The sequence below is a fragment of the Cellulomonas sp. P4_H12 genome (genome assembly GCF_056400905.1).
The window spans coordinates 29982-53881 of record NZ_JBFUKJ010000008.1 but is presented as its reverse complement, the minus strand read 5'-3'; the positions used below and the strand labels follow the sequence as shown (position 1 = coordinate 53881).

The 23900-nt window shown below is 73.1% G+C and carries 17 protein-coding genes and 1 pseudogene; 8 read left to right on the top strand and 10 right to left on the bottom strand.

Annotation, left to right across the window (positions count from 1 at the left end):
* The first annotated feature begins 103 nt into the window (after positions 1-103).
* Together AC1DQC_RS06195 and AC1DQC_RS06190 are read left to right on the top strand one after the other, a co-directional pair.
* A pseudogene (locus AC1DQC_RS06195) lies at positions 104-1476 on the top strand (extracellular solute-binding protein).
* A gap of 104 nt (positions 1477-1580) precedes the next feature.
* Positions 1581-3935 carry a glycoside hydrolase family 31 protein gene (locus AC1DQC_RS06190; RefSeq protein ID WP_477050344.1) on the top strand — a complete coding sequence of 785 codons (2355 nt, stop codon included), beginning with the start codon at positions 1581-1583 and terminating at the stop codon, positions 3933-3935.
* 282 nt (positions 3936-4217) lie between these two features.
* Here AC1DQC_RS06190 and AC1DQC_RS06185 read toward each other — a convergent pair whose 3' ends face one another.
* The gene (locus AC1DQC_RS06185) at positions 4218-5234 is read right to left on the bottom strand and encodes a S66 family peptidase (protein ID WP_477050343.1); all 1017 of its coding nucleotides are present in this window, start codon (positions 5232-5234) and stop codon (positions 4218-4220) included.
* Between the two features lie 210 nt (positions 5235-5444).
* Positions 5445-6896: an NAD(P)H-quinone dehydrogenase gene (locus AC1DQC_RS06180; RefSeq protein WP_477050342.1), complete on the bottom strand. Its 1452-nt coding sequence runs from the start codon at positions 6894-6896 to the stop codon at positions 5445-5447.
* Positions 6897-6960: 64 nt separating this feature from the next.
* On the opposite strand from AC1DQC_RS06180, the gene AC1DQC_RS06175 reads away from it, so the two are divergent.
* Together AC1DQC_RS06175 and AC1DQC_RS06170 are read left to right on the top strand one after the other, a co-directional pair.
* Positions 6961-7800 (top strand): purine-nucleoside phosphorylase, encoded by an 840-nt coding sequence (locus tag AC1DQC_RS06175; RefSeq protein WP_477050341.1) that lies wholly within the window; start codon positions 6961-6963, stop codon positions 7798-7800.
* Positions 7801-7837: 37 nt separating this feature from the next.
* A complete protein-coding gene (locus tag AC1DQC_RS06170) occupies positions 7838-9682 on the top strand; it encodes a phospho-sugar mutase (RefSeq protein ID WP_477050340.1) in 1845 nt (614 codons plus the stop codon).
* On the opposite strand, the gene AC1DQC_RS06165 is transcribed toward AC1DQC_RS06170, so the two are convergent.
* Positions 9679-11997 (bottom strand): DUF6055 domain-containing protein, encoded by a 2319-nt coding sequence (locus AC1DQC_RS06165; RefSeq protein ID WP_477050339.1) that lies wholly within the window; start codon positions 11995-11997, stop codon positions 9679-9681. The genes AC1DQC_RS06170 and AC1DQC_RS06165 overlap by 4 nt on opposite strands.
* 172 nt (positions 11998-12169) lie before the next feature.
* On the opposite strand from AC1DQC_RS06165, the gene AC1DQC_RS06160 reads away from it, so the two are divergent.
* Genes AC1DQC_RS06160 through AC1DQC_RS06145 form a run of 4 tightly spaced genes read left to right on the top strand, consistent with a single transcriptional unit; the run spans position 12170 to position 16462 of the window.
* The gene (locus AC1DQC_RS06160) at positions 12170-13147 is read left to right on the top strand and encodes a sugar-binding transcriptional regulator (RefSeq protein WP_477050338.1); all 978 of its coding nucleotides are present in this window, start codon (positions 12170-12172) and stop codon (positions 13145-13147) included.
* Positions 13144-14148, top strand: coding sequence for a deoxyribose-phosphate aldolase (gene deoC / locus AC1DQC_RS06155; protein WP_477050337.1), 1005 nt, complete (start codon positions 13144-13146; stop codon positions 14146-14148). The genes AC1DQC_RS06160 and deoC overlap by 4 nt, the downstream gene beginning before the upstream one ends.
* Positions 14149-14159: 11 nt before the next feature.
* Positions 14160-15605 (top strand): aldehyde dehydrogenase family protein, encoded by a 1446-nt coding sequence (locus AC1DQC_RS06150; RefSeq protein WP_477050336.1) that lies wholly within the window; start codon positions 14160-14162, stop codon positions 15603-15605.
* A complete protein-coding gene (locus AC1DQC_RS06145; RefSeq protein WP_477050335.1) occupies positions 15602-16462 on the top strand; it encodes an aldehyde dehydrogenase family protein in 861 nt (286 codons plus the stop codon). The genes AC1DQC_RS06150 and AC1DQC_RS06145 overlap by 4 nt, the downstream gene beginning before the upstream one ends.
* A gap of 4 nt (positions 16463-16466) precedes the next feature.
* Here the strand turns inward: AC1DQC_RS06145 and AC1DQC_RS06140 are convergent, their stop codons facing one another.
* From AC1DQC_RS06140 to AC1DQC_RS06110, 7 genes are read right to left on the bottom strand one after another with little or no spacing between them, the layout of a single operon-like run.
* Entirely contained in the window at positions 16467-17615 is a 1149-nt protein-coding gene (locus AC1DQC_RS06140) for an adenosine deaminase (RefSeq protein ID WP_477050334.1), read from the bottom strand.
* Positions 17616-17653: 38 nt separating this feature from the next.
* A complete protein-coding gene (locus AC1DQC_RS06135) occupies positions 17654-17875 on the bottom strand; it encodes a hypothetical protein (RefSeq protein WP_477050333.1) in 222 nt (73 codons plus the stop codon).
* A gap of 39 nt (positions 17876-17914) precedes the next feature.
* Positions 17915-19210, bottom strand: a complete 1296-nt coding sequence (locus AC1DQC_RS06130; protein ID WP_477050332.1) for a thymidine phosphorylase — start codon at positions 19208-19210, stop codon at positions 17915-17917.
* The gene (locus AC1DQC_RS06125; protein ID WP_477050331.1) at positions 19207-19608 is read right to left on the bottom strand and encodes a cytidine deaminase; all 402 of its coding nucleotides are present in this window, start codon (positions 19606-19608) and stop codon (positions 19207-19209) included. Before AC1DQC_RS06125 ends, AC1DQC_RS06130 begins: the two co-directional genes overlap by 4 nt.
* Before the next feature lie 8 nt (positions 19609-19616).
* Positions 19617-20918: an ABC transporter permease gene (locus AC1DQC_RS06120; protein WP_477050330.1), complete on the bottom strand. Its 1302-nt coding sequence runs from the start codon at positions 20916-20918 to the stop codon at positions 19617-19619.
* Entirely contained in the window at positions 20915-22210 is a 1296-nt protein-coding gene (locus tag AC1DQC_RS06115) for an ABC transporter permease (RefSeq protein WP_477050329.1), read from the bottom strand. Before AC1DQC_RS06115 ends, AC1DQC_RS06120 begins: the two co-directional genes overlap by 4 nt.
* Positions 22207-23820 carry an ABC transporter ATP-binding protein gene (locus tag AC1DQC_RS06110; RefSeq protein ID WP_477050328.1) on the bottom strand — a complete coding sequence of 538 codons (1614 nt, stop codon included), beginning with the start codon at positions 23818-23820 and terminating at the stop codon, positions 22207-22209. Before AC1DQC_RS06110 ends, AC1DQC_RS06115 begins: the two co-directional genes overlap by 4 nt.
* Between the last annotated feature and the right edge of the window lie 80 nt (positions 23821-23900).

Here is a 23900-nt window from a genome sequence, read left to right as displayed (position 1 = left end):
GGCCTCCCTCTCTTGACGCCGGATCCTATCCGCGTTTAGCGTTAAACGTATAGCGCTAAACCTCCGCGGACCACGACGTCCGCCCCACGACCCAGGAGCGACGATGACGTCTTTCCGCACGACCGCCGCGCTCGGCCTCGCCGTCGCGCTCGGTCTCGGCACGCTGGCCGCCTGCAGCACCGGCGACGAGCCCTCCGACCAGACGACCGACGGCACGGTGGCCATCCAGGTGGCCATGGACACCGGCCTGGACGCCGACGCGATCGCGGCGTTCGACGCCCGCATCGCGCAGTTCGAGGGCGCCAACCCCGACATCAGCGTCGAGCACGTGGAGTACACGTGGGACGCCACGACGTTCTCGGCCGGCCTCGCCGGCGGCACGCTGCCCGACGTGTTCCCGGTGCCGTTCACGGACGGTCGCGGCCTGATCGCCAACGGCCAGATCGCGGACGTCAGCGACCTCGTCGCCGAGCTGCCCTACGCCGACAAGTTCAACCCGAACGTCGCCCAGGCCGGCGAGGACGCCGACGGCAACATCTGGGCGGTGCCCATCGCGGCGTACAGCCAGGGCCTGCACTACAACCGCGACCTGTTCACGCAGGCCGGGCTCGACCCCGACGATCCGCCGACCACGTGGGCCGAGGTCCGCGCCGACGCCAAGAAGATCGCCGACGCCACCGGCCAGGCGGGTACGCGACCATGACGCAGAGCAACACCGGCGGCTGGATCCTCACCACGCTGGTGGACGCGATGGGCGGGTCGGTCGAGGACTTCGACGGCACGACGGCCACCGCGACCATCGACACCCCGGAGGTCCGCAAGGTCCTCGACTACCTGACGACGCTGCGCTGGACCGACAACTCGATGGGCGCGAACTTCCTCTACGACTGGGGCGGCATCAACCAGGCGTTCGCGTCGGGCCAGATCGGGATGTACGTCTCGGGCGGCGGCAACTACGGCAACCTGTTCACGCAGAACGCGCTCGACCCGTCGGTGTACAGCCTCACCGTCCTCCCGCTCGAGGGCACCGACGCCGGCGTGCTCGGCGGCGGGACGCTCGCGGCGGTCAACGCCAAGGCGTCCCCGGCCGAGCAGGCGGCGGCCGTGAAGTGGATCGACTTCTACTACATGCAGAAGCTCTTCGACCAGGACGCCGCGGTGCTCGACGCCACGACGTCCGCGGCCGCCGGCCAGCCCGTGGGCGCGCCGCAGCTGCCCGTCTTCGACCAGGCGACCTACGAGGAGCAGCAGTCCTGGATCAAGGACTACGTCAACGTGCCGCTCGACCAGATGACCGGGTACACCGACCACGTCTTCGAGCAGCCGCTGCTGGCCGAGCCCGCCCGCTCGACGCAGGACCTGTACGCCGCCCTCGACCCGGTGGTGCAGGCCGTGCTCACCGACCAGGACGCCGACGTCGACGCGCTGCTCGAGGCCGCGCAGACGCAGGTGCAGAGCCTGCTCGACCAGGGCTGACGCCCTCCAGACCGGTCCGGCCGTCCGGCGGGAATCACTCCCTCGCCGGACGGCCGGACCACTTCGTGTTGAACCGCGCACCACCCGAGAGGACCCTCGACCACATGACGCCCCGGCAGCCCCTGCCCTCCCGCCCCGTCGCCGACCCCGGCGCGACCGTGGTCGGACCGCACTTCCGGATCACGGTGCTGACCGACGGGCTCGTGCGGCTCGAGCACTCCCCCGACGGCGGGTTCGAGGACCGGGCGTCGACGTTCGCGCTGAACCGGGACCTGCCCGTGCCGTCCTTCCGGGTGGTCGGGACCGAGACCCACGTCGAGGTGCTCACCGAGCGGCTGCACCTCGTCTATGACCGCCGCCCGTTCAGCACCAGCGGCCTCAGCGTCTCGGTGCTCGGCGGGATCAGCTCGTACCACTCGGTGTGGCGCTACGGGTCCGACGAACCGGGGCTGGGCGGCACCGCGCGCACGCTCGACCTGGCGGACGGCGCCATCCCGCTGGAGCCCGGCGTCGTGTCGCGACAGGGGTTCGCGGTCCTGGACGACTCACGCTCGATGGTGTTCGACGACGAGGGCTGGGTGTCGCCGCGCGACGGCTCGCGGACCGACCTCTACGTGTTCGCGTACGGCCACGACTACCGCGCGGCCCTCGACGCCTTCTACGCCGTCTCGGGCCCCACGCCCCTGCTCCCCCGCTTCGCGCTGGGCAACTGGTGGAGCCGGTTCCACCGGTACACCGCCGACAGCTACTCGGCCCTGCTCGACCGGTTCGACGACGAGGGCCTGCCGTTCAGCGTCGCGGTCATCGACATGGACTGGCACGTCACCGACGTCGACCCCGCGCTCGGCAGCGGCTGGACCGGCTACACGTGGAACCGGTCGCTGTTCCCCGACCCCGCCAAGTTCCTCGCGTCCCTGCACGAGCGCGGCCTGCGCGTCACGCTCAACGTGCACCCGGCCGACGGCGTCCGCACCCACGAGGAGGCGTACCCGGCCATGGCCCGGGCGCTCGGCGTCACGTCCGGCGACCCGATCCCGTTCGACGTGACCGACCGCGCGTTCCTCGACGCCTACTTCGACGTGCTGCACCGCGGGCTCGAGGACGACGGCGTCGACTTCTGGTGGCTCGACTGGCAGTCCGGCCCGCACTCCCGCGTCGCGGGCATCGACCCCCTGTGGATGCTCAACCACTTCCACTTCCTGGACAGCGCGCGCGACGGCCGCCGGCCCCTGACGTTCTCGCGCTACGCCGGTCCCGGCAGCCACCGGTATCCGGTCGGGTTCAGCGGCGACACCGTGATCTCGTGGGCGTCCCTGGCGTTCCAGCCGTACTTCACCGCTACCGCGTCGAACATCGGCTACGGCTGGTGGAGCCACGACATCGGCGGCCACATGTTCGGCGGCAAGGACGACGAGCTGGCCACCCGCTGGCTGCAGCTCGGCGTCTTCTCGCCGATCCTGCGGCTGCACTCGGGCGCCAACCCGTTCACCGCGAAGGAGCCGTGGACGTTCTCCGCGGAAGCCCGCGAGGTGATGACGTCGCACCTGCGTCTGCGCCACCGGCTCGTGCCGTACCTGCACACCATGAACCACCGCGCCGCCGCGGGCCGGCCCCTGGTCGAGCCGCTCTACCACCGGTGGCCGGCCGCGCCCGAGGCCTACGACCAGCCGAACCAGTTCCTGTTCGGCACGTCCCTGGTCGTCGCGCCGCTGACCTCGCCGAGCGATCCCCGCACCCGGCTCGCCGCGGTCCGCGCCTGGCTTCCGGCCGGCATCTGGGTCGACGTGTTCACCGGCCTGGTCTACGACGGCGGCCGCGAGCTCCTGCTGCACCGCGACCTGTCGACCATCCCGGTCCTCGCGCCCGCCGGTGCGATCGTGCCGCTCGACGCGGCCGCCGTCCCCGGCAACGACCCCGTCAACCCCGTCGCGCTCGAGGTCCTCGTGGTCCCCGGCGCCGACGGCTCCTTCACGCTGGTCGAGGACGACGGGACCGCGTCCGGGGTGGCGACGACCCCGCTCGCGTTCTCGCAGGCCACGGGCAGCTTCACCGCGGGTCCGGCCGTCGGTGCGGTCGACTGTCTCCCCGCCGCCCGCACCTGGACGGTGACCTTCCTCGCCAGCGACGGCTCCCCCGCCGCCGCGGTCGACGGGCGGGCGGTGGCCGGTTCGCTGCGGCGCGCCGACGACCGCGTCTCCCTCACGGTCGAGGAGGTGCCGGTGGGCGCGACGCTCTCGGTCACGCTCGGCGAGGACCCTCAGCTCACGACGAACGACGTCGCCGGCCGCCTGTTCACCCTGCTGGACCGCGCGCAGATCAGCTACGACCTCAAGACGCGCATCCAGACGATCGCGACGTCCGACCATCCGCTGTCGGTCCGCATCAGCCACCTGCAGGCCCTCCAGCTGGACGAGGCGCTGTCGGCCGCCGTGAACGAGCTGCTCCTGGCCCGCCCCTGAGCGACGCCTCGGCAGCCTCCGACGTCCCCCACGGCGTGCTCGTCGCGCGAACCCGACATCAGTGCCGCGCGAACGGGTCCAGACGGCAGCCATGTCGGGTTCGGTCGGCGACGGCTCAGTTCGGTCGGCGACCCGGGTCTCGTCGCGAACCCGACATGAGTGCCGCGCGGACCGGTCCGCACGGCAGCCATGTCGGGTTCGGCGCGACGGATCCCCTCTGCGTCCAGGCCATGAGCGTCGCCATCCGACCGGATGACGCGGCTCATTGCCTGCACGTGCGCCTCAGATGAGGTGCTGCGCGAGGGTGCCGGCATCGTCGTCGAGCGTGGCCTCCGCCAGGGCACCGTTCACCAGGGCCAGCTGCGGCGGGACGTGGCCGATATCCAGGTCGTAGAGCACCGGGAGGCTCAGCGGGCCGAGGGTGTCGCGCAGGGCATCGAGCTGGGAGAAGCCGGGCGACCCCGGCGCCGACGTGCGGCCGACGAGCACGCCGTTCGCCCGGTCGAACCAGCCCGCGAGGCGCAGGTGGTGGAGCATGCGCGCGGCGGTGAACGCATCGACCTCCGCGACCTCCAGATAGACCAGCAGCCCCTCGGGCGCGTGCCGGTCCGCGAACCCCGCGACGTCGCCGAACGGCGAGCCGGGCAGCATCGAGATCGTCTCCAGGCAGCCGCCGATCAGCCGGCCGCGCAGGGTGCCGACCGCGTCGCCCAAGGTCCGCCATCGCGCCGGGACCGTGAGGCGCTGCTCCGTCGCGTCCGGCTGCGTCCGGAAGTCCGGCCACGACTCCTGCGCCCAGCGCGCAGCCCCCTGCGCGACCGTGCCACCCGGCGGCGCCGAGGCCAGGTCGAGCCAGTGCCGCAGCGGGTCGGGCACGACGAAGGGGGTGTCCATGAGCGCCGGACCGTGCAGCGTCGCCGTCCCGGTCACCAGCGTGATCGGGAGCAGCAGGGTGCTGATGTCCGAGTAGCCGACCATCCAGGTCGGGGCGGACCGGCCGATCGCGTCGAAGTCCAGCAGCGGCAGCAGGTCGATGGCGAGCTCCCCGCCCCATGGCGGCACGACCGCGCGGATCCGCGCGTCGGTGAGCATCCCCATCAGCTCGGCCGCCCGCTCTGCCGCCGGCGCGCTCGTCGGGCCCGTCCCGTCCATGCAGCGCCCGACCTCCACCTCGAACCCGCGCCGGCGCAGGTCCTCGACGCAGAAGTCGAGCCGCGGGCGCAGGTCGTCGGACACGCCCGCGGACGGCGACGTCACTCCGATGACGTCGCCGGGCTGCAGCGGAGCGGGGTAGCGCATCGATGGGGTCCTCTCCGAAATCGCCGACCAAGCCATCGGCGTCGTGAACCGACCGTATGGCGACGCTCATGGCTTGGTCGACGGGAACCGCCGCGACTCCGACGTGCGCTCCGCTCCGGATCAGTTCCTGTTCTGGTAGTCGGACCGACCCTGCGCTCCACTGCGGGCGGGGGCTGCTTCGCGCGCCCCCACCCTCCGCGGCGCTCCGGGTCAGTCCTCGGAGCGGTGGTGGAGGATGCGGGCCACCTCGGCGATCGTGCCCGACATCGACGGGTACACCGTCGCGGTCTCGGCGAGCTGGTCCGTGGTGAGGCGGTGGGTCACGGCGAGGGTCAGCGGGTAGATCGACTCGCTCGCGCGGGGGCCGACGACGACCGCGCCGAGCACGGTGCCGCTGCCCGCGTGCGCGAAGATCTTGATGAACCCGTCGCGGACGCCGAGCATCTTGGCCCGGGGGTTGCGGGCGAGCGGCAGCATGCTGACGGAGTACTTCACGCTCTGCGCGTGCAGCTGCGCCTCGGACCACCCGACGGTCGCGATCTCGGGCGACGTGAAGATGTTCGCCGAGACGCCGCGCAGCGACAGGGGCTTCACGGCGTCGCCGAGCGCGTGCGCCATGGCGAGCCGGCCCTGCATGGCGGCGACCGACGCGAGCGGCAGCACGCCCGTCACGTCACCGGCCGCGTAGACGCCGCGGACGTTGGTCCGAGACACCTTGTCCACCTCGATGTGCCCGGACGGCGCGAGCCGGACGCCGGCCTCCTCGAGCCCCAGGCCCGCCGTGGTCGGGATCGAGCCGACCGCGAAGAGCACGTGCGACCCCTCGAGCACGCGGCCGTCGGACAGGGTCACCTCGACGCCGTCGGCGGTCCGCCGGGCGCCGGACGCGCGCGACTGCGACAGGACGGTCATGCCGCGGGTCTTGAACACGTCCTCGAGCAGCTGGGCGGCGTCGGCGTCCTCGCCGGGCAGCACCCGGTCGCGGCTGGACACGAGCGTGACGTCGGCGCCGAGCGACGTGTACGCGCCGGCGAACTCGGCGCCGGTGACGCCCGACCCGACGACGATGAGCTTGGTGGGCAGCGCGGGCAGGTCGTACAGCTGCGTCCAGGTCAGGATGCGCTCGCCGTCGGGCCGCGCCTCCGGGAGCTTGCGGGGGGTCGCGCCGGTCGCGACGAGGACGACGTCCGCGTCGAGCGTGAGGTCGTCGGCGCCCTCGGGCGTGGTCACGACGACCGTCGAGGGTCCCTCGAGGTGGCCGTGGCCGAGCACGATCCGGACGCCCTCGCGCTCGAGACGGGCGCGGATGTCGGCGGACTGCGCGGCCGCGAGCGCCTTGACGCGCGTGTTGACCGCCGCGAGGTCGATCCGGTGCCGCAGCTCCTCGAGGGTGCCCCCGACCGCGGCGGACAGCGGCGTGCCGTCGAGCCGGATGCCCAGCTCGGGGGCGCGGTCGGCGATGGTCATCCACTCCGCCGTGGCGATGAGGGTCTTCGACGGAACGACGTCGGTCAGCACCGCGGCGCCGCCCATGCCGGCGGACTCCACCACCGTGACGTCGGCGCCGAGCCGGCGGCCGACTAGTGCGGCCTCGTACCCGCCCGGCCCACCGCCGACGATGACGACGCGGGGGGCGGGCGATGACGGCGCGGGTGTGCTCACGAGCACCCATTCTGCCGGTCCGGGGCCGCGCGGCGAGGGGGACGGCGGGCATTAGCCTCGGACCATGAGCGACGTCACACCAGCCCTGGACCTCGACGACCCCGCGACCGACCCGTTCGACGTCGCGCGCGAGGCCGCCGCCTTCCTCGCGCAGGCCACCGGCGTGGCCCACCACGACGTGCTGCTGGTGCTCGGTTCCGGCTGGGGCGGCGCCGCCGATCTGCTGGGCGAGACGGTCGCGGAGGTGCCCAGCCACGAGATCCCCGGCTTCTCGGCCCCCGCGGTGGCCGGCCACGGCGCGACCACCCGGTCCATCCGGATCGAGGGCACCGACCGGCACGCGCTCGTGCTGGGCTCGCGGACCCACCTGTACGAGGGCCGCGGCGTCCGCCGGGTCGTGCACGGCGTCCGCACCGCGGCCGCGGCCGGCGCGTCGACGGTCGTCCTCACCAACGGCTGCGGCGGCCTCAACCCCGCGTGGAAGCCGGGGACGCCGGTCCTCATCCGCGACCACATCAACCTCACGGCCACGTCCCCGCTCGAGGGTGCGACGTTCGTCGACCTCACCGACCTCTACTCGTCGCGCCTGCGTGCGGTGGCCCGCGAGATCGACCCGACCCTCGACGACGGCGTCTACGTGCAGTTCCCCGGACCGCACTACGAGACGCCCGCCGAGGTGAAGATGGCCGGCGTCCTGGGCGGCGACCTGGTCGGCATGTCGACCACGCTCGAGGCCATCGCCGCCCGGCACGCCGGGCTGGAGGTGCTGGGCATCTCGCTGATGACGAACCTCGGCGCGGGGATCTCGCCCGTGCCGCTCTCCCACGCCGAGGTGCTCGAGGCGGGCGTCGCCGCGGGGCCCCGGATCAGCGCGCTCCTGGCACAGATCGTCCGCCGGCTCTAGAGGAGCGCCCGAGCTTGTTGCTGAGTACGTTGGCCCCATGACCGGCGACGACGCGTGGGCAGGCCTCGAGGCGCGGGTGCAGACCTGGATCGACGACGACCCCGATCCCCAGACGGCCGACGAGCTGCGGCAGCTGCTCGACCTCGCGCGGGCCGAACCGCCGCGGATCGCGCAGGGCCGCGAGCCCGACCCGACCCAGCAGCAGGAGCTCGACGCCCGCTCCGCCGCGCAGGCGGAGCTCGCCGACCGCTTCAGCGGGCTGCTCCAGTTCGGCACCGCGGGTCTGCGCGGGCGGCTGGGCGGCGGCCCGCACCGGATGAACCGCGCGGTCGTCATCCGCGCCGCCTCCGGGCTGGCCGACTACCTGCTGGGCGAGCTCGACGGCGTGCACCCCGCGCCCCGCGTGGTCATCGGGTACGACGCCCGGCACAAGTCCGTGGACTTCGCGCGCGACTCCGCGGCGGTGCTCACGGCGGTCGGCATCGAGGTGCTGGTCCTGCCGTCGGCGCTCCCCACGCCCGTGCTGGCCTTCGCGGTCCGGCACCTGGACGCGGACGCCGGGATCATGGTGACGGCGTCGCACAACCCGCCGCAGGACAACGGCTACAAGGTCTACCTCGGCGGACGGGTGGTCACCGACTCCGGCCAGGGCGCGCAGATCGTGCCGCCGGCCGACGCGGCCATCGCCGCCGAGATCGCGCACGTCCCCTCGGTCGCCTCCGTCCCGCGTGCGGCGAGCGGCTGGACGGTCCTCGGGCCGGAGGTGCTCGACGCCTACGTCCGCAGCGTCGTGGCCCTCGCGCCGACCGACGACGCGACGCGCGCGGCCGCCAAGCGCCTGCGCATCGTGCTCACCCCGCTGCACGGCGTGGGCGGCGACGTCGCGCTGCGGGTGCTCAACGAGGCCGGGTTCACCGACGTGCTGGTGGTGCCGGAGCAGGCGGAGCCGGACGGCGACTTCCCGAGCATCGCGTTCCCCAACCCCGAGGAGCCGGGCGCGATCGACCTGGCCATCGGCCTGGCCAGCGACGAGCGCGCCGACCTGGTGATCGCGCTCGACCCCGACGCCGACCGCTGCGGCGTCGGCGCGCAGGACCTGCGGCACCGGTCCTTCCGCGGGCCGGACACCGCCGAGGCCGAGGGCTGGCGGATCCTGCACGGCGACGAGACCGGGGCGCTGCTGGGCGCCACCCTCGCGTCCTCCGGCGGCAACCCGAACGGGTCGTACTTCGCGAGCTCGATCGTCTCGTCGCGCCTGCTGGGCAAGATCGCGAGCGCCGCGGGCTACGGCTACGCGCAGACGCTCACCGGGTTCAAGTGGATCTCGCGGGTCGACGGCCTGGTGTTCGGCTACGAGGAGGCGCTCGGCTACTGCGTCGACCCGGCGCACGTGCGCGACAAGGACGGCATCTCGGCCGCGCTGCTCGTCGCGGGCCTGGCCGCCCGGCTCAAGGCGGAGGGCCGCACGGTGGTCGACGCCCTCGACGACCTGGCGCGCGCGCACGGCCTGCACCTGACCGACCAGGTCTCGGCCCGGTTCGTGGACCTCGCGCAGATCGGCGAGACGGTGCACCGCGTGCGCAACCGCCCGCCGTCGACCCTCGGCGGGTCCCGCGTGACGGAGGTGGTCGACCTCGCCTCCGGCACCGATGCCGACCGCGGCGGCCTGCCCCCCACCGAGGGCCTGCGTCTGCTGACGGACGACGGTACCCGCGTGATCGTGCGGCCGAGCGGCACGGAGCCCAAGGTCAAGTGCTACCTGGAGGTCGTGGTGCCCGTGGCTGCCACGGCTGACCACAAGGCGGTCGGCCGCGCCCGGTCGCAGGCGCGCGCGCGGCTCGACGCGGTCGCGGGCGACGTGCGCGCGGCCCTGGGGATCTAGCGCGTCCGCGAGCAGGTCACGGCCGGCACCTGCTGCCCGGCGTCGCCAGGCGCCGTCCCCTGGAACCCGAAGGTCGCGGTGTCGCGCTCCTTCAGGCTGCCGTTGTAGGTCATGTTCTCGGCGGTGACCTGCGCGCCGCTGGTGCCCAGGCGCGCGTTCCACACGTTCGCGATCTGCTCGCCCGGGGGCATCGTCCACGTGACGGCCCAGCCCTCCACCCCGGTGCTGCCCGCGGTGACGACGACCTGGCCCTGGAACCAGTTCTGCCCGTCCGACGTCCAGTGGTTGGTGACCGTGTAGACGGCCGTGCAGGCGCTCGCGGGCATCGGCTCGGGGGGCGCGACGCCGCCCTCGGTGGGGCTCGGGCTCGACGGCGCGGGAGCGGGCGTCGACTGCGGTCGCGGCGTCCTCGTCGGCGAGGGCGTCGGCACGGGAGCCACCGGCGGCGTCGACGGTGCGGGTTCCGCGGTCGGCGCCGGAGCGGGGACCCCGCTGAGCGCGAGCTCGTCGGGTCCGAAGGGCGTCGGGGCGACGTTGACGTCGGGTGTCGCCGGCCGGCCGTCGCAGGTGCGTGCCGGGTCGAAGGTGGCGTACCCGCCCGAGAGGCAGGTGAAGCCGACGACCGCGTCCCCGCCGACGACGACGGTCCCGCCCAGCCGGGCGCCGGAGCGGACGAGCGCGACGTCGCGCACGACCGCGTCGCCCTCGACGACCGCTCCGGCCTCGACCCAGGCCCGTCCCTCGATGCGCGCGCGGTCGCGCACCTGCGCGTCGCCGCGCACGACGGCGTCCGGGCCGACGAACGCCGTCGCGTCGACGGTCGCGTCGTCGTCCACCCAGCCGCCCCCGTTCGGGTGCCGGTGGCCGCCCGTCGCGGGCGGCTGGGACGTGTCGTCCGCGACGGTCGCACCCGACAGCCGGAACTCGTAGGGGTACCGGGTCACGTCGCCGTACCCGTCGGCCGCGGCGTGCGGCTGGTTCTCGGTGGGCGTCCCCGCGACGACGAGGTACAGCTCCTGCTCCCCCGCCCGCAGGGGGAGCTGGACCTCCTGGTCGAGGCTCTCGGTCACCGGGCTGTACCGGGGCGTCCCGCCGCGCAGCGCGACGAACCCGAAGCTCAGGCCCGCGCCGGCGGCGGCGTCGCCGTGCCCGCGCAGGCGCAGGTGGATCTCCGTGGCTCCCGGGTCGGGGGTCAGCCGCACGAGGGTGTAGCCGTAGTCGGCGGGCGCGAACGCGCCGAGCACGCGGTAGTGCCCGGGGTCGCCCTCCACGCTCTCGACGGGCGTGGTCCGGTCCGCCAGCAGCACCGGGTCCAGCTTCCCGACCGCCGCGGCGATCGCGCTGCGGTCGCTGAAGTCCCACGTGACCGTGCGCAGGGCGTACTCCGCGACCCGGCGGTTGAGGTCCGCCTGCGACAGCCCGGTGAGCCGCTTGTACGCGCCGAGGGGGTCCTCGCCGGCGCGCGCGTCCCGCCAGAGCTCGCCGAGCAGCTGCTCGCCGTCGCGCTCGGCCAGGTACTGCAGCAGGAGCCAGCTGCCGTCGCCCAGCCGCGGGCTCGACCAGTGCAGCTGGGGGCTGCGCACGAGGTCGGCGGTGTCGCCGATCCCACCGGGGGCCGCCACGGTGGCGAGGTAGGCGGCGCTGGCGGACCAGAACGTGCCGGCGTCGTCGGCCGCGAAACCGCGGCCCGGTGCGTCGAGCGCCGCGAAGCCCTGCACGACCTCGGCGAACCCGCGTGCCAGCTCCCACGACGGGTCGAACTCGGAGCCGCCAACCGGTGCCGCACCCGTGGTCGCGGTCGCGGACTCGTGCCCACGGGCGGTCAGCGCGGAGACCTCCACGCGCAGGAGACCCACGCCGTCGACCACGCTGCCGGTCGCGCCGCGCGCCTGCGCGGACAGGCCGCCCACCGCGGGGACCACGACCTCGCTCGTCGACGAGCCCGGGCCGTCCGACCAGGTCCCGTCGACCACGACGACGACCTTGTGGCGGGCGACGGACCCGTCCGGCTCGGCGACCCCGAGGTCGTGCACGTCGAGGGCGTACAGGGCGTCGAGCTGCGCGACGGCGCGGTCCGCGTCGAACCGGAGCGCGACGGGGGCGGCGGACGGGTGCGCGCCGGCGAGGTCGCCCCAGGCAAGCACGACGTCGCGGCCCTCGCGCACGTGAGCACGCTTCCACGACTCCGTCCACGCCGCCGGCACCACGAGCGACTTGGTCGGGCGCAGGTGGATCACCCCCGCGAGCCCCAGGACGACGGCCAGGGCGATCACGAGCGCGACGGCGAGCGTCGCGCCGCGTCCCCATCGACCCATGCCGTGCCTGTCCCCTCGCCGTGACCACGAACGGCCGCCCCACTGTCTCCGACGGCCTGCGGCGAGTCAATCGGGGGCACAACCACCGAACGGGTGATTCTCCGTCGTGCTCATATGAGCAGAGATCGCTACGAGTGTTGCCGATGCCGGATCGGGTGCCTACTGTGGAGGGGTGATCGAGTCGGACGAGCTGCTGTCCATCCGCGCAGCCGAGCTGTACTACGAGGACGACAAGACGCAGGACGAGATCGGGTCGATCCTGCGGCTCACGCGCTGGAAGGTCGGACGCCTGCTCGCGCAGGCCAAGGCCGACGGCTTCATCCGGATCGAGATCGTCCACCCGCGCGCGCGGCGGCTGCCGATCGAGCGTCGGCTGCGCGAGACGTGGGGGCTGACCGACGCGATCGTCGTCTCGACGGCGGGTGTCGACGACCAGGACGACGTCCAGTCGCGCGTCGCGCAGGCCGCCGCGGACTACCTCACCACCCTGCGGCCCGTCCCCCGCACGCTGGGCATCAGCTGGGGCCGGACGCTGCACGAGATCTCGATGCACCTCGACGACGGCTGGGCGCACGGCGTCGACGTCGTGCAGATCAACGGCGGCGTGAGCCTCACCCGGCGGGCCGGCACGGCGGCGACCACCGCCGTCACCATCGCGCAGAAGGGGCGGGGACAGGCGGCGCTGCTGCCCAGCCCGGCCATCCTCGAGCGCCTCGAGACCAAGCGGGCCATCGAGTCGGACCGCGCGGTCGCGGCCGTTCTCGGTCTCGCCTCGACCGCCGACGCCTACCTGTTCAGCGCGGGACCGGCGGACGCCACCTCGGTGCTGGTCGACAGCGGCTACCTCACGGCCGACGAGGTGGCCGCGCTCGTGCGCCGGGGGGCCGTCGGCGACGTCGTCGGCAGGTACATCGACGCCGCCGGTGGCATCGTCGATCCCGAGCTCGACCAGCGGACCGTCGGCCTGCCGCTCGAGCGCCTGCGCGCGGCGAGCCCGAGCATCGCCGTCATCTCCGGACCGACCAAGCACGCCGTCGCCCGGGCCGTGGTCTCCAGCGGCCTCTGCACGGTCCTCGTCACCGACGAGGAGACCGCCACGACTCTCATCGACACGCACGCGGACCACGAAGGACAGCGAGGCACAGCATGACAGGCACCCAGATCGCCCACGCCGACCGCGCGCTCGCGCTGCTCGGCGGCGAGGCGAACGACGCCAACCTGCGGCGCTACCTGCACGGCATCCCGGGGGTCGACGCCGTCGGGCTCGAGCAGCGGGCCGCCGGGCTGGGCACGCGCTCCATCAAGACCACGTCGAAGGCGTGGGCGCTGGACCGGACCATCGGCCTCATCGACCTCACCACCCTCGAGGGCGCGGACACGCCCGGGAAGGTGCGCTCCCTCGTCGCGAAGGCCGTGACCCCCGACCCCGCGGACCCGACCTGCCCGCGCGTCGCCGCGGTCTGCGTGTACGGCGACATGGTCCCGCACGCGGTGCAGGCGCTCGGCGCCTCGCACGGCGACCCGGACCAGGGCGGCATCGCCGTGGCTGCGGTCGCGACGGCGTTCCCCAGCGGCCGCGCCTCGCGGTCGATCAAGCTCGAGGACACGGCCGACGCCGTCGCCGCGGGTGCCGACGAGATCGACATGGTCATCGACCGCGGCGCGTTCCTCGCGGGTCGGTACGGCCAGGTGTACGACGAGATCGTCGCGGTGAAGGAGGCCTGCCGCCGCACCGACGGCACGTTCGCCCACCTCAAGGTCATCCTCGAGACCGGCGAGCTCACCACCTACGACAACGTGCGCCGGGCGTCCTGGCTCGCGATCCTCGCCGGCGGCGACTTCATCAAGACGTCGACGGGCAAGGTCGCGCCGGCCGCGACGCTGCCGGTCACGCTTCTCATGCTCGAGGTCGTCCGCGACTGGTACCGGCTCAGCGGCGACAAGGTGGGCGTGAAGCCGGCCGGCGGCATCCGGGCGTCGAAGGACGCGATCAAGTACCTGGTGACGGTCGCCGAGACGGTCGGCGAGGAGTGGCTGACGCCGCACCTGTTCCGGTTCGGAGCCTCGAGCCTGCTCAACGACGTGCTGCTGCAGCGCCAGAAGATGACGACGGGCCACTACTCCGGTCCCGACTACGTGACGATCGACTGAGGGGCCCTTCCATGTCATTCCTCGAGTACGCCCCGGCGCCCGAGTCGCAGGCGATCCTGAACCTGCGCAGCGAGTACGGCCTGTTCATCGGCGGCGAGTTCCGGTCGGGGGGCGGACAGCCGTTCTCCTCGATCTCCCCCGCCACCGAGAAGCACCTCGCGACGATCGCGACCGCCGACGAGGCCGACGTGGACGCCGCGGTGGCGGCCGCCCGGCGCGCCTACGACAAGGTCTGGTCGCGGATGTCCGGCGCCGACCGCGGCAAGTACCTCTTCCGGATCGCCCGCCTGCTGCAGGAGCGCGCCCGCGAGCTGGCCGTGGCCGAGAGCCTCGACAACGGCAAGCCGATCAAGGAGTCCCGCGACGTCGACGTCCCGCTGGTCGCCGCGTGGTTCTTCTACTACGCCGGCTGGGCGGACAAGCTCGACCACGTGGGCCTCGGCTCCTCCCCCGCGCCGCTCGGCGTCGCCGCGCAGGTCATCCCGTGGAACTTCCCGCTGCTCATGCTGGCGTGGAAGATCGCGCCGGCCCTCGCTGCGGGCAACACGGTCGTGCTCAAGCCTGCCGAGACGACGTCGCTGACCGCCCTCCTGTTCGCGGAGATCGTGCAGCAGGCCGACCTGCCGCCCGGCGTCGTCAACATCGTCACCGGCGCGGGCGAGACCGGCGCGGCGCTCGTGGGCCACGGCGACGTCGACAAGGTGGCGTTCACCGGGTCGACGTCCGTGGGCCGGGCGATCGCCAAGCAGGTGGCCGGGACGCGCAAGAAGCTCACCCTCGAGCTGGGCGGCAAGGCGGCGAACATCGTGTTCGACGACGCCCCCATCGACCAGGCCATCGAGGGCATCGTCAACGGGATCTTCTTCAACCAGGGGCACGTCTGCTGCGCCGGCAGCCGCCTGCTGGTGCAGGAGTCGATCCACGACGAGGTGGTCGACCGGCTCAAGAACCGGCTGTCGACCCTGCGCCTGGGCGACCCGCTCGACAAGAACACCGACATCGGCGCCATCAACAGCGCCGAGCAGCTGCAGCGGATCCGGGAGCTCAGCGACATCGGCGAGGCCGAGGGCGCCGACCGCTGGACCGCGGCGTGCACCATCCCGGAGAACGGGTTCTGGTACGCGCCGACCATCTTCACCAACGTGTCCACCAGCCACCGGATCGCCCGCGAGGAGATCTTCGGGCCCGTGCTGAGCGTGCTCACGTTCCGCACGCCGGCCGAGGCGATCGCCAAGGCCAACAACACGCCGTACGGCCTGTCCGCCGGCATCTGGACCGACAAGGGCAGCCGCATCCTCGCGGTCGCGGACAAGCTCCGGGCCGGCGTGGTGTGGGCCAACACGTTCAACCGGTTCGACCCGTCCAGCCCCTTCGGCGGCTACAAGGAGTCCGGGTACGGCCGCGAGGGCGGCCGGCACGGCATCGCCGCGTACCTCAAGAACGGAGCCGCCAAGTGAGCCGCCTGGCCGTGCCCAAGACGTACAAGCTCTACATCGGCGGGGCCTTCCCCCGCAGCGAGTCGGGCCGCACGTACGAGATCGTCGGCGCCAAGGGCGCCTTCCTGGCCAACGCCGCGAAGGCGTCCCGCAAGGACGCGCGCGACGCGGTCGTCGCCGCGCGCGCTGCCGTCGGCGGCTGGTCCGGCGCCACCGCGTACAACCGCGGCCAGGTGCTCTACCGGGTCGCGGAGATCCTCGAGGGGCGCCGGGCGCAGTTCGTCGCCGAGATCGTCGACGCCGAGGGCGTGTCCACGTCCGCCGCCACCGCGCAGGTCGACGCGGCCATCGACCGCTGGGTCTGGTACGCGGGCTGGTGCGACAAGTACGCGCAGGTGGCCGGCAACGCCAACCCCGTGGCGGGTCCGTACTTCAACATCTCGGTGCCGGAGCCCACGGGCGTCGTGGCGATCGTCGCCCCGCAGGACTCGTCGCTGCTCGGCCTGGTGTCAGCGGTCGCCCCGGCGCTCGTCGGCGGCAACACGGTCGTCGTCGTGGCCAGCGAGCGCCTGCCGCTGTCGGCGATCAGCCTGGCCGAGGTGCTGGCGACGAGCGACGTGCCCAAGGGCGTCGTCAACGTGCTCACCGGCTCGGCCGCGGAGATCGCGCCGTGGCTGGCCAGCCACGCCGACGTCAACGCGCTCGACCTGGTGGGCGCCGGCGACCTCGAGTGGATCGACCTGCAGATCGCGGCCGCGGACACGCTCAAGCGCGTGCTCCCGCCGGAGAACGGGCCGGACGCCGCGGCGCCGTCGCTGGACCGGATCATCGCCTTCTCCGAGACGAAGACGGTGTGGCACACGAAGGGCCTGATCTAGCGGCTCAGGCGCGGTGCCGGCTGCCCCGCGCGCTCGCATAGGCGGGCAGCAGCACCTGCTCGATGAGCGCCAGCCGCTCGTCGTGGTGCAGGAACGTGTGCTGGGCGGCGGTCACGGCGACGTCGCGCAGGTCGTCGAGCGTCCAGCCGGCCTCCTGGACCAGCAGCGTCAGCTCGCGGGTCAGCGACGTGCCGGACTGCAGCCGGTTGTCGGTGTTCACCGTCACCGCGAAGCCGAGCTCCTTGAGCTTGGTGATCGGGTGCGCGGCGACCGACTCGGCGGCGCCGGTCTGCACGTTGGAGGACGGGCAGAGCTCGAGCGGGATGCGGCGGTCGCGGACCCAGTGGGCGAGCCGGCCGAGCTTGTCGCCCAGCTCGTCGGCCGTCACGTCGTCGATGAGGCGGACACCGTGCCCGATGCGGCTCGCGTGGGCCACGTGCAGGGCCTCGGCGATCGACTCCAGGCCGGCCGCCTCGCCGGCGTGCACGGTGGCCGGGAAGTCGGCGGTCTCCAGCGTGGCGAACGCGGTGGCCTGACGCGACGGCGGGAACCCGATCTCCGCGCCGGCGATGTCGAAGCCGACCACCCCGTTGTCCCGGTTCTCGAGGGCCAGGGCGGCGATCTCGTCGCCACGGTCGGCGTGCCGCATCGCCGTGATGAGGGTGCCGATCCGGATGCTCCGGCCCTGGGCCGCGGCCTCGGCGATGCCCTCCGCGAAGCCGGCCTGCACGGCGTCGACCACCTGCTGCAGGCTCAGCCCCTTGCTGAGGTGCTGCTCGGGCGCGTAGCGCTGCTCGGCGTAGACGACGCCGTCGGCCGCGAGGTCGAGCACCGACTCGCGCGCCACCCGCCGCAGGCCGTCCTCCGTCTGCATGACGGCGACCGTGTGGTCGAAGGTCTCCAGGTAGCGCACCAGCGTCCCGGAGCTCGCGGCCTCGACGAACCAGCGACCCAGCTCGTCGGCGTCCGTGGACGGCAGCTCGTAGCCGATCTCGGCGGCCAGCTCGATGATCGTCGCCGGGCGCAGGCCACCGTCGAGGTGGTCGTGCAGGACGACCTTGGGCAGACCGGGGATCAGGGCGACGAGCGACGCGACCGCGTCGGTGACCTCGGGCGCGTCGGGGGTCACGGGCGTGTCGGGGAGGGACGTCATGCGCTCACCGTAGCGGGACGAACCGCCCGGGGCCCGCGTCAGCCGTCTGCCCCGTCGTCCTCCTCCGGCACCTCGGAGTCCTGCTCGACCACGTCGGCCTCGTCCGCGCGGCCGTCCTGGTCAGCGCGCGGGAAGTCCGGTTCGTACTCCTCGGGGTCCACGCCGGAGTCGTCGGCGTCGCCGAGCCGCCGAGGCTGGTGCGGGTCGACCGGAGCCAGCCCGGAGTCCCGCCACGCGTCGTTACCGGGCACGGTGCTCATCGCTCCATCGTGCCCCCGCCGACGCGCGGCCGCGAGGGGTCAGGCGTCGATGCGGTCGATCACCAGGGGGCGGTGCGGCACGGCCGTGCCGGCGGGCGCGACGACGACCGCGCCGTCGAGCGCCTCGCGCGCGCGACCGAACCGCTCCGGCGTGTCGGTGTGCAGCGTCATGAGCGGCTGACCGGCACGCACCGTGTCGCCGGGCTTCGCGTGCAGCTCGACGCCGGCGCCGGCCTGCACCGGGTCCTCCTTGCGTGCACGGCCGGCCCCGAGCCGCCACGCGGCGATGCCGACCGCGTACGCGTCCAGCTCGGTGAGCACGCCGTCGGCGTCGGCGAGGACCTGCTCCGTCTCGCGGGCGACCGGCAGCGTCGCGTCGGGGTCCCCGCCCTGGGCAGCGATCATCCGCTTCCACGCGTCCATGGCCCGCCCGTCCCGCAGGGCCGCCTCGACGTCGTCGGCCGGCCGACCGGCCGCCGCCAGCATCTCGCGCGCCAGCGCCACCGTGAGCTCCACGACGTCGGCCGGTCCGCCGCCGGCGAGCACCTCGACCGACTCGCGGACCTCCAGCGCATTGCCCGCGGTGAGACCGAGCGGCGTGGACATGTCCGTGAGCAGCGCGACCGTCCGCACGCCCGCGTCGGTGCCCAGCGCGACCATCGTGCGAGCCAGCTCACGCGCGCGGTCCACGTCCTTCATGAACGCGCCGGACCCCACCTTGACGTCGAGCACCAGCGCGCCCGTGCCCTCGGCGATCTTCTTGCTCATGATCGAGCTGGCGATCAGCGGGATGGCCTCGACGGTGCCGGTGACGTCGCGCAGGGCGTAGAGCTTGCGGTCGGCGGGGGCCAGCCCCGAGCCCGCCTGGCAGATGACCGCGCCGACGTCGTCGAGCTGGGCCATCATCTCGTCGTTGCTCAGCGCGGCCCGCCAGCCGGGGATCGACTCGAGCTTGTCCAGGGTGCCGCCCGTGTGGCCCAGGCCGCGCCCGGACAGCTGCGGCACCGCGACGCCGAACACGGCGACCAGCGGGGCGAGGGGCAGCGTGATCTTGTCGCCCACGCCGCCGGTCGAGTGCTTGTCGGCGGTCGGCCGGGAGAGGCCGGAGAAGTCCATCCGCTCGCCGCTGGCGATCATCGCGGCGGTCCACCGGGCGATCTCCGCGCGGTCCATGCCGTTGAGCAGGATCGCCATGTTGAGCGCCGACATCTGCTCCTCGGCCACGACCCCGCGCGTGTACGCGTCGATGACCCAGTCGATCTGCGCGTCGGACAGCCGGTGCCCGTCGCGCTTGGTGACGATGACGTCGACGGCGTCGAAGGCCTCGGTGCTCACGCGCGCTCCTCCAGGTCGGACGGTCCGAACGCGTCGGGCAGCACCTCGGTCATGGGCTTGACGCCGTGCGTCGTCTCGACGAGCAGCCGGGCTCCCCCGTGCTCCCAGAGCAGCTGCCGGCAGCGCCCGCACGGCATGAGCACGTTGCCGTGCTTGTCCACGCAGGTGAACGCGACCAGCCGGCCGCCGCCCGAGACGTGCAGCCCCGAGACCAGCGCGCACTCGGCGCACAGCGTCACGCCGTACGACGCGTTCTCGACGTTGCAGCCGACGACCACCCGCCCGTCGTCGGTCAGCGCGGCGGCGCCGACCGGGAAGTCGGAGTAGGGCGCGTACGCCCTGTGCATGACCTCGGTGGCCGCGGCACGCAGGGCGTCCCAATCGATATCGTTCGACACGCGATCGCTCACTTCGAGTAGGGGATGCCCTCGGCCGCCGGCGGCCGCACCCGGCCGACCAGCCCCGCGACGGCGAAGATCGTCACGATGTAGGGCGTCATCAGCATGATCTGGCTGGGGATCGGCGTCTGGATGATGCTCAGCTGCAGCTGCAGGTTGTTGGCGAAGCCGAACAGCAGCGCCGCAGCCAGGGCCCCCTTCGGGCTCCAGCGGCCCAGGATCATGGCGGCGAGCGCGATGTACCCCTTGCCGTTGGTCATCTCCTTGCCGAACGCGAGGCCGGCCGCGACGGTGAAGAACGCGCCACCCAGGCCGGCGACCGCGCCGCCGAGCACCGTCGCGCGCAGCCGGGTCCGGTTGACCTTGATGCCCACGGTGTCGGCGGCCTTCGGGTGCTCGCCCACTGACCGCAGCCGCAGGCCCCAGCGGGACCGGAACACCATGATCTGCAGCAGGATGACGACGACGTACATGATGTAGACGAGCACCGTCTGGCGGAACAGCACCGGCCCGATGATCGGGATCTGCGAGAGCACCGGAATGCTGATCACGGGCAGCCCGGGCGGGTTGTTCCAGGTGTCCGGGTTCTGCTTGAGCACGGTGGAGAACAGGTAGCTGGTCACGCCGATCACGAGCACGTTGAGCACCACGCCGACGATGATCTGGTTGACCACGTACTTGATGGCGAACAGCACCAGCAGCAGGCCGACGAGCGCGCCGGCGATCGGCGCGGCGATGAGCCCGGCGTAGGCGCTGCCGGTCAGGGTCGCGACGACGGCCGCGAGGAACGCGCCGCCCAGCAGCTGGCCCTCGATGGCGATGTTGATGATGCCGGACCGCTCGCACAGCAGGCCGGCGAGGGCGCCGAAGACGAGCGGGATCGCGAGGAACAGGGAGCCCTGCAGCAGGCCCGTCAGGGGCAGCCCGCTGGTCTTGCCGGCGACGGCCCACACCAGGAACGCGAACACCATGAGCACGCCGTACACGATGGGCAGCCACGGCCCGACCTTCCGGCGCTGCCGGGTGGCGTTGAACGAGATGCCCGCGAGCACGAGGGCCGCGACGCACAGGACGATCGCGGTCGCCTTCGACGGCACCGAGAACGGGTCGAACTTCACGAAGTCCTTCGACGTCGAGACCGAGAACGTGCTGACGTCACCGCTCTGGCCCAGCAGGCCGAACACGACGAGGCCGATCAGGGCGACGGCCCCGTAGGCGATCGGCGCGTGCCACTTGATCGGGGGCAGGACGGGCTGGGCCGCGGACCTCGCCGGGGCCGGGGCCGGGGAGTCGATCGTGGGGGCGCTCACGCGCTGACCTCCTTCGCGGCGACGGGGACGACGGGCTTCGGTGCGCGGGGCGTGTCCGGGGACGGGAGCCGGAACACCGCCCGCACCAGCGGCGGGGCCGCGATGAACAGCACGATGAGCGACTGCACGACGAGCACGATGTCGATCGGGGTGCCGGTGCGCGCCTGCATGACGACGCCGCCGGCGCGCAGGGCGCCGAACAGGATGCCGGCGAACACGGTGCCCAGCGGCTTGGACCGGCCGAGCAGCGCGACGGTGATGGCGTCGAACCCGTAGCTCGCCGCGACGCCGGCCGTGAGCACCCGCTCCGTGCCGAGCACCTGTGCCGAGCCGGCCAGACCCGCGAAGGCACCGGCCGTGAGCATGACCCAGATGTACGTCGAGTTGACCGAGATGCCGGCGGTCCGCGCGGCGTGGGGGTTGGACCCGACCGCGCGCCAGCGGAAGCCGATGGTCGAGCGCTCCATCAGCCACCACGTGAACACGGCGGCCGCGATGGCGACGAGGAAGCCCGCGTGCAGGCGGTACCCGCTGCCCATCAGCAGCGGGTACGCGGCGCTGTCGGGGATGGGCGGGCTGACCGGGTTGTTGCTGCCCGGGCGCTGGAACGCGTCGAGGCTGAGCAGGTACGCCACCAGGTAGACGGCGATGTTGTTGAGCATGATCGTGACGATCACCTCGTGCGCCCCGGTGCGCGCCTTGAGCACACCCGCGATGCCCGCCCACAGGGCACCGCCGAGGGCCGCGCCGATCACGCAGAGCAGCAGGTGCAGCACCGGAGGCAGGTCGAACGTGAACCCGATGAACCCGGCGAAGATGCCACCGAGGATGATCTGGCCCTGCGCACCGATGTTGAACAGGCCGGCCCGGAAGCCGATGCCCAGCCCGAGGCCCGCCAGGATGAGCGGGGTCGCGACCGTGAGCGTCTCGGTCAGCGGCCGGATCGCTCGCGCGAACGTCGCGGCGCGCGGGTCGTAGATCGCCCCCGCGAACAGGGCCGCGTACGCCTGCGACACGGCCGTCCACGCGGCGGAGATCAGGTCGCCCGGCTTGGCGAAGAAGTAGGTGGCCGCCTGCTGCACGGCGGGGTCCGCGGCCGCGATCAGGAGGCCGCCGAGGATGAGCGCGAGGACCACGGCGAGCACGGAGACGAGCCAGCTGCTGGAGAGCATCTCGTGCAGGATCCGACGGCCGCCGTCGGGCTCCTCGGTGGCCTCGGGCTCGACGACGCCCGTCTGGCCCGGGGGCGGCACCTGCGCGTCGGGCAGCCGGTCCGGCGTCTGGCTGGTCACAGCTCCTCCTGGGGGAACGTCGCGGTGGACGTAGGTGCGTCGTGGACGTCGACCTCGAGGTCCAGCTCGCCGAGGGTCGTGTGGTGCTCCGCGGCCTGTCGCACGGCGTCGTCCAGCGGGACGCCCGCCATCATCAGGCCGAGGACGTCGCGGTCGGTCCCGCCCGGCACGTCGCCGACGATGCGGCCGCGGTACATCACGAGGATGCGGTCGGCCAGCGCCAGCACCTCGTCGAGCTCGGTCGACACGATGATCACCGGGGTGCCGCTGTCGCGCTCCTGGACGATCCGCGAGTGCACGAACTCGATCGAGCCGACGTCGAGCCCGCGCGTGGGCTGCGAGGCGATCAGCAGGCGCAGCGGGCGCGACATCTCGCGCGCGAGGACGACCTTCTGCTGGTTGCCGCCGGACAGGGTGCTCGCGTGCGCGTCGATCGAGCCGGTGCGCACGTCGAACTCCGCGATCCGGCGCTCGGCGTTCTCGCGGACGGCCGACGGCTTGAGCGCGACGCCCCGCGAGAACGGCTCGTGGCGGTGCAGGTCGAGGATCAGGTTCTCGGCGATGGAGAAGTCGGCGATGACGCCGTCGGTCGAGCGGTCCTCCGGGACGAACCCGAGGCCCGCGTCGAGGACGTCGCGGACCGAGCGTCCGACCAGCTCGACGCCGTCCAGCTGCACCGAGCCGGCCACCGGCTGCTGCAGCCCGAGCATGACCTCGGTGAGCTCGGTCTGGCCGTTGCCCTGCACGCCCGCGATCGCGACGATCTCGCCGCGCGCGACGTCGAACGACACGTCGTCGATCTGCCGCACGCCGGCCTCGTCGATGACCGTGAGGTTGCGGACCTGCACGGTCGCCTCGCCCGGCACGGCCGTCGCGCGCGCCACGCCCAGCTCGACCGAGCGGCCGACCATGAGCGACGCCAGCTCGGTCTCCGAGCTGGAGGGCTCGGCGGTCCCGACGACCTTGCCGCGGCGGATGACCGTGATGCGGTCCGCGACCGCGCGGACCTCGCGCAGCTTGTGGGTGATGAAGACGATCGAGGTGCCCGACTCCTTGAGCTGGCGCATGATCGCGATCAGCTCGTCGGTCTCCTGCGGCGTGAGCACGGCCGTCGGCTCGTCGAGGATGAGCACCTTCGCCTGGCGGGAGAGCGCCTTGATGATCTCGACGCGCTGCTGGACGCCGACCGGCAGGTCCTCGATGTAGGCATCGGGGTCGACGTGGAAGCCGAACCGGTCGGAGATCTCCTTGACCCGGCGGCGCGCCTCCGGCAGGTCGATCAGGCCGCCGCCGCGCACGGGCTCGTGGCCGAGCACGACGTTCTCCGCGACGGTGAAGACGGGGACCAGCATGAAGTGCTGGTGGACCATGCCGATGCCGGCGCCCATGGCGTCGCCCGGGCCGGCGAAGGCGACGGGGACGTCGTCGACCAGGATCCGACCGTCGTCCGGGTCGTACAGCCCGTAGAGCACGTTCATCAGCGTGCTCTTGCCGGCACCGTTCTCCCCGAGCAGCGCGTGGATCTCACCGGGCTCCACCACGAGGTCGATGTGGTCGTTGGCGACCAAGGACCCGAAGGTCTTGGTGATGCCCTGCAGCTCCAGCTTCACCGGTGGGCTCCTTCGACGTCGCGCGTTCTCAGACACTATCCATCTGTCCGGCACGTCCGCGCCGAACAGGCCGACGGCCC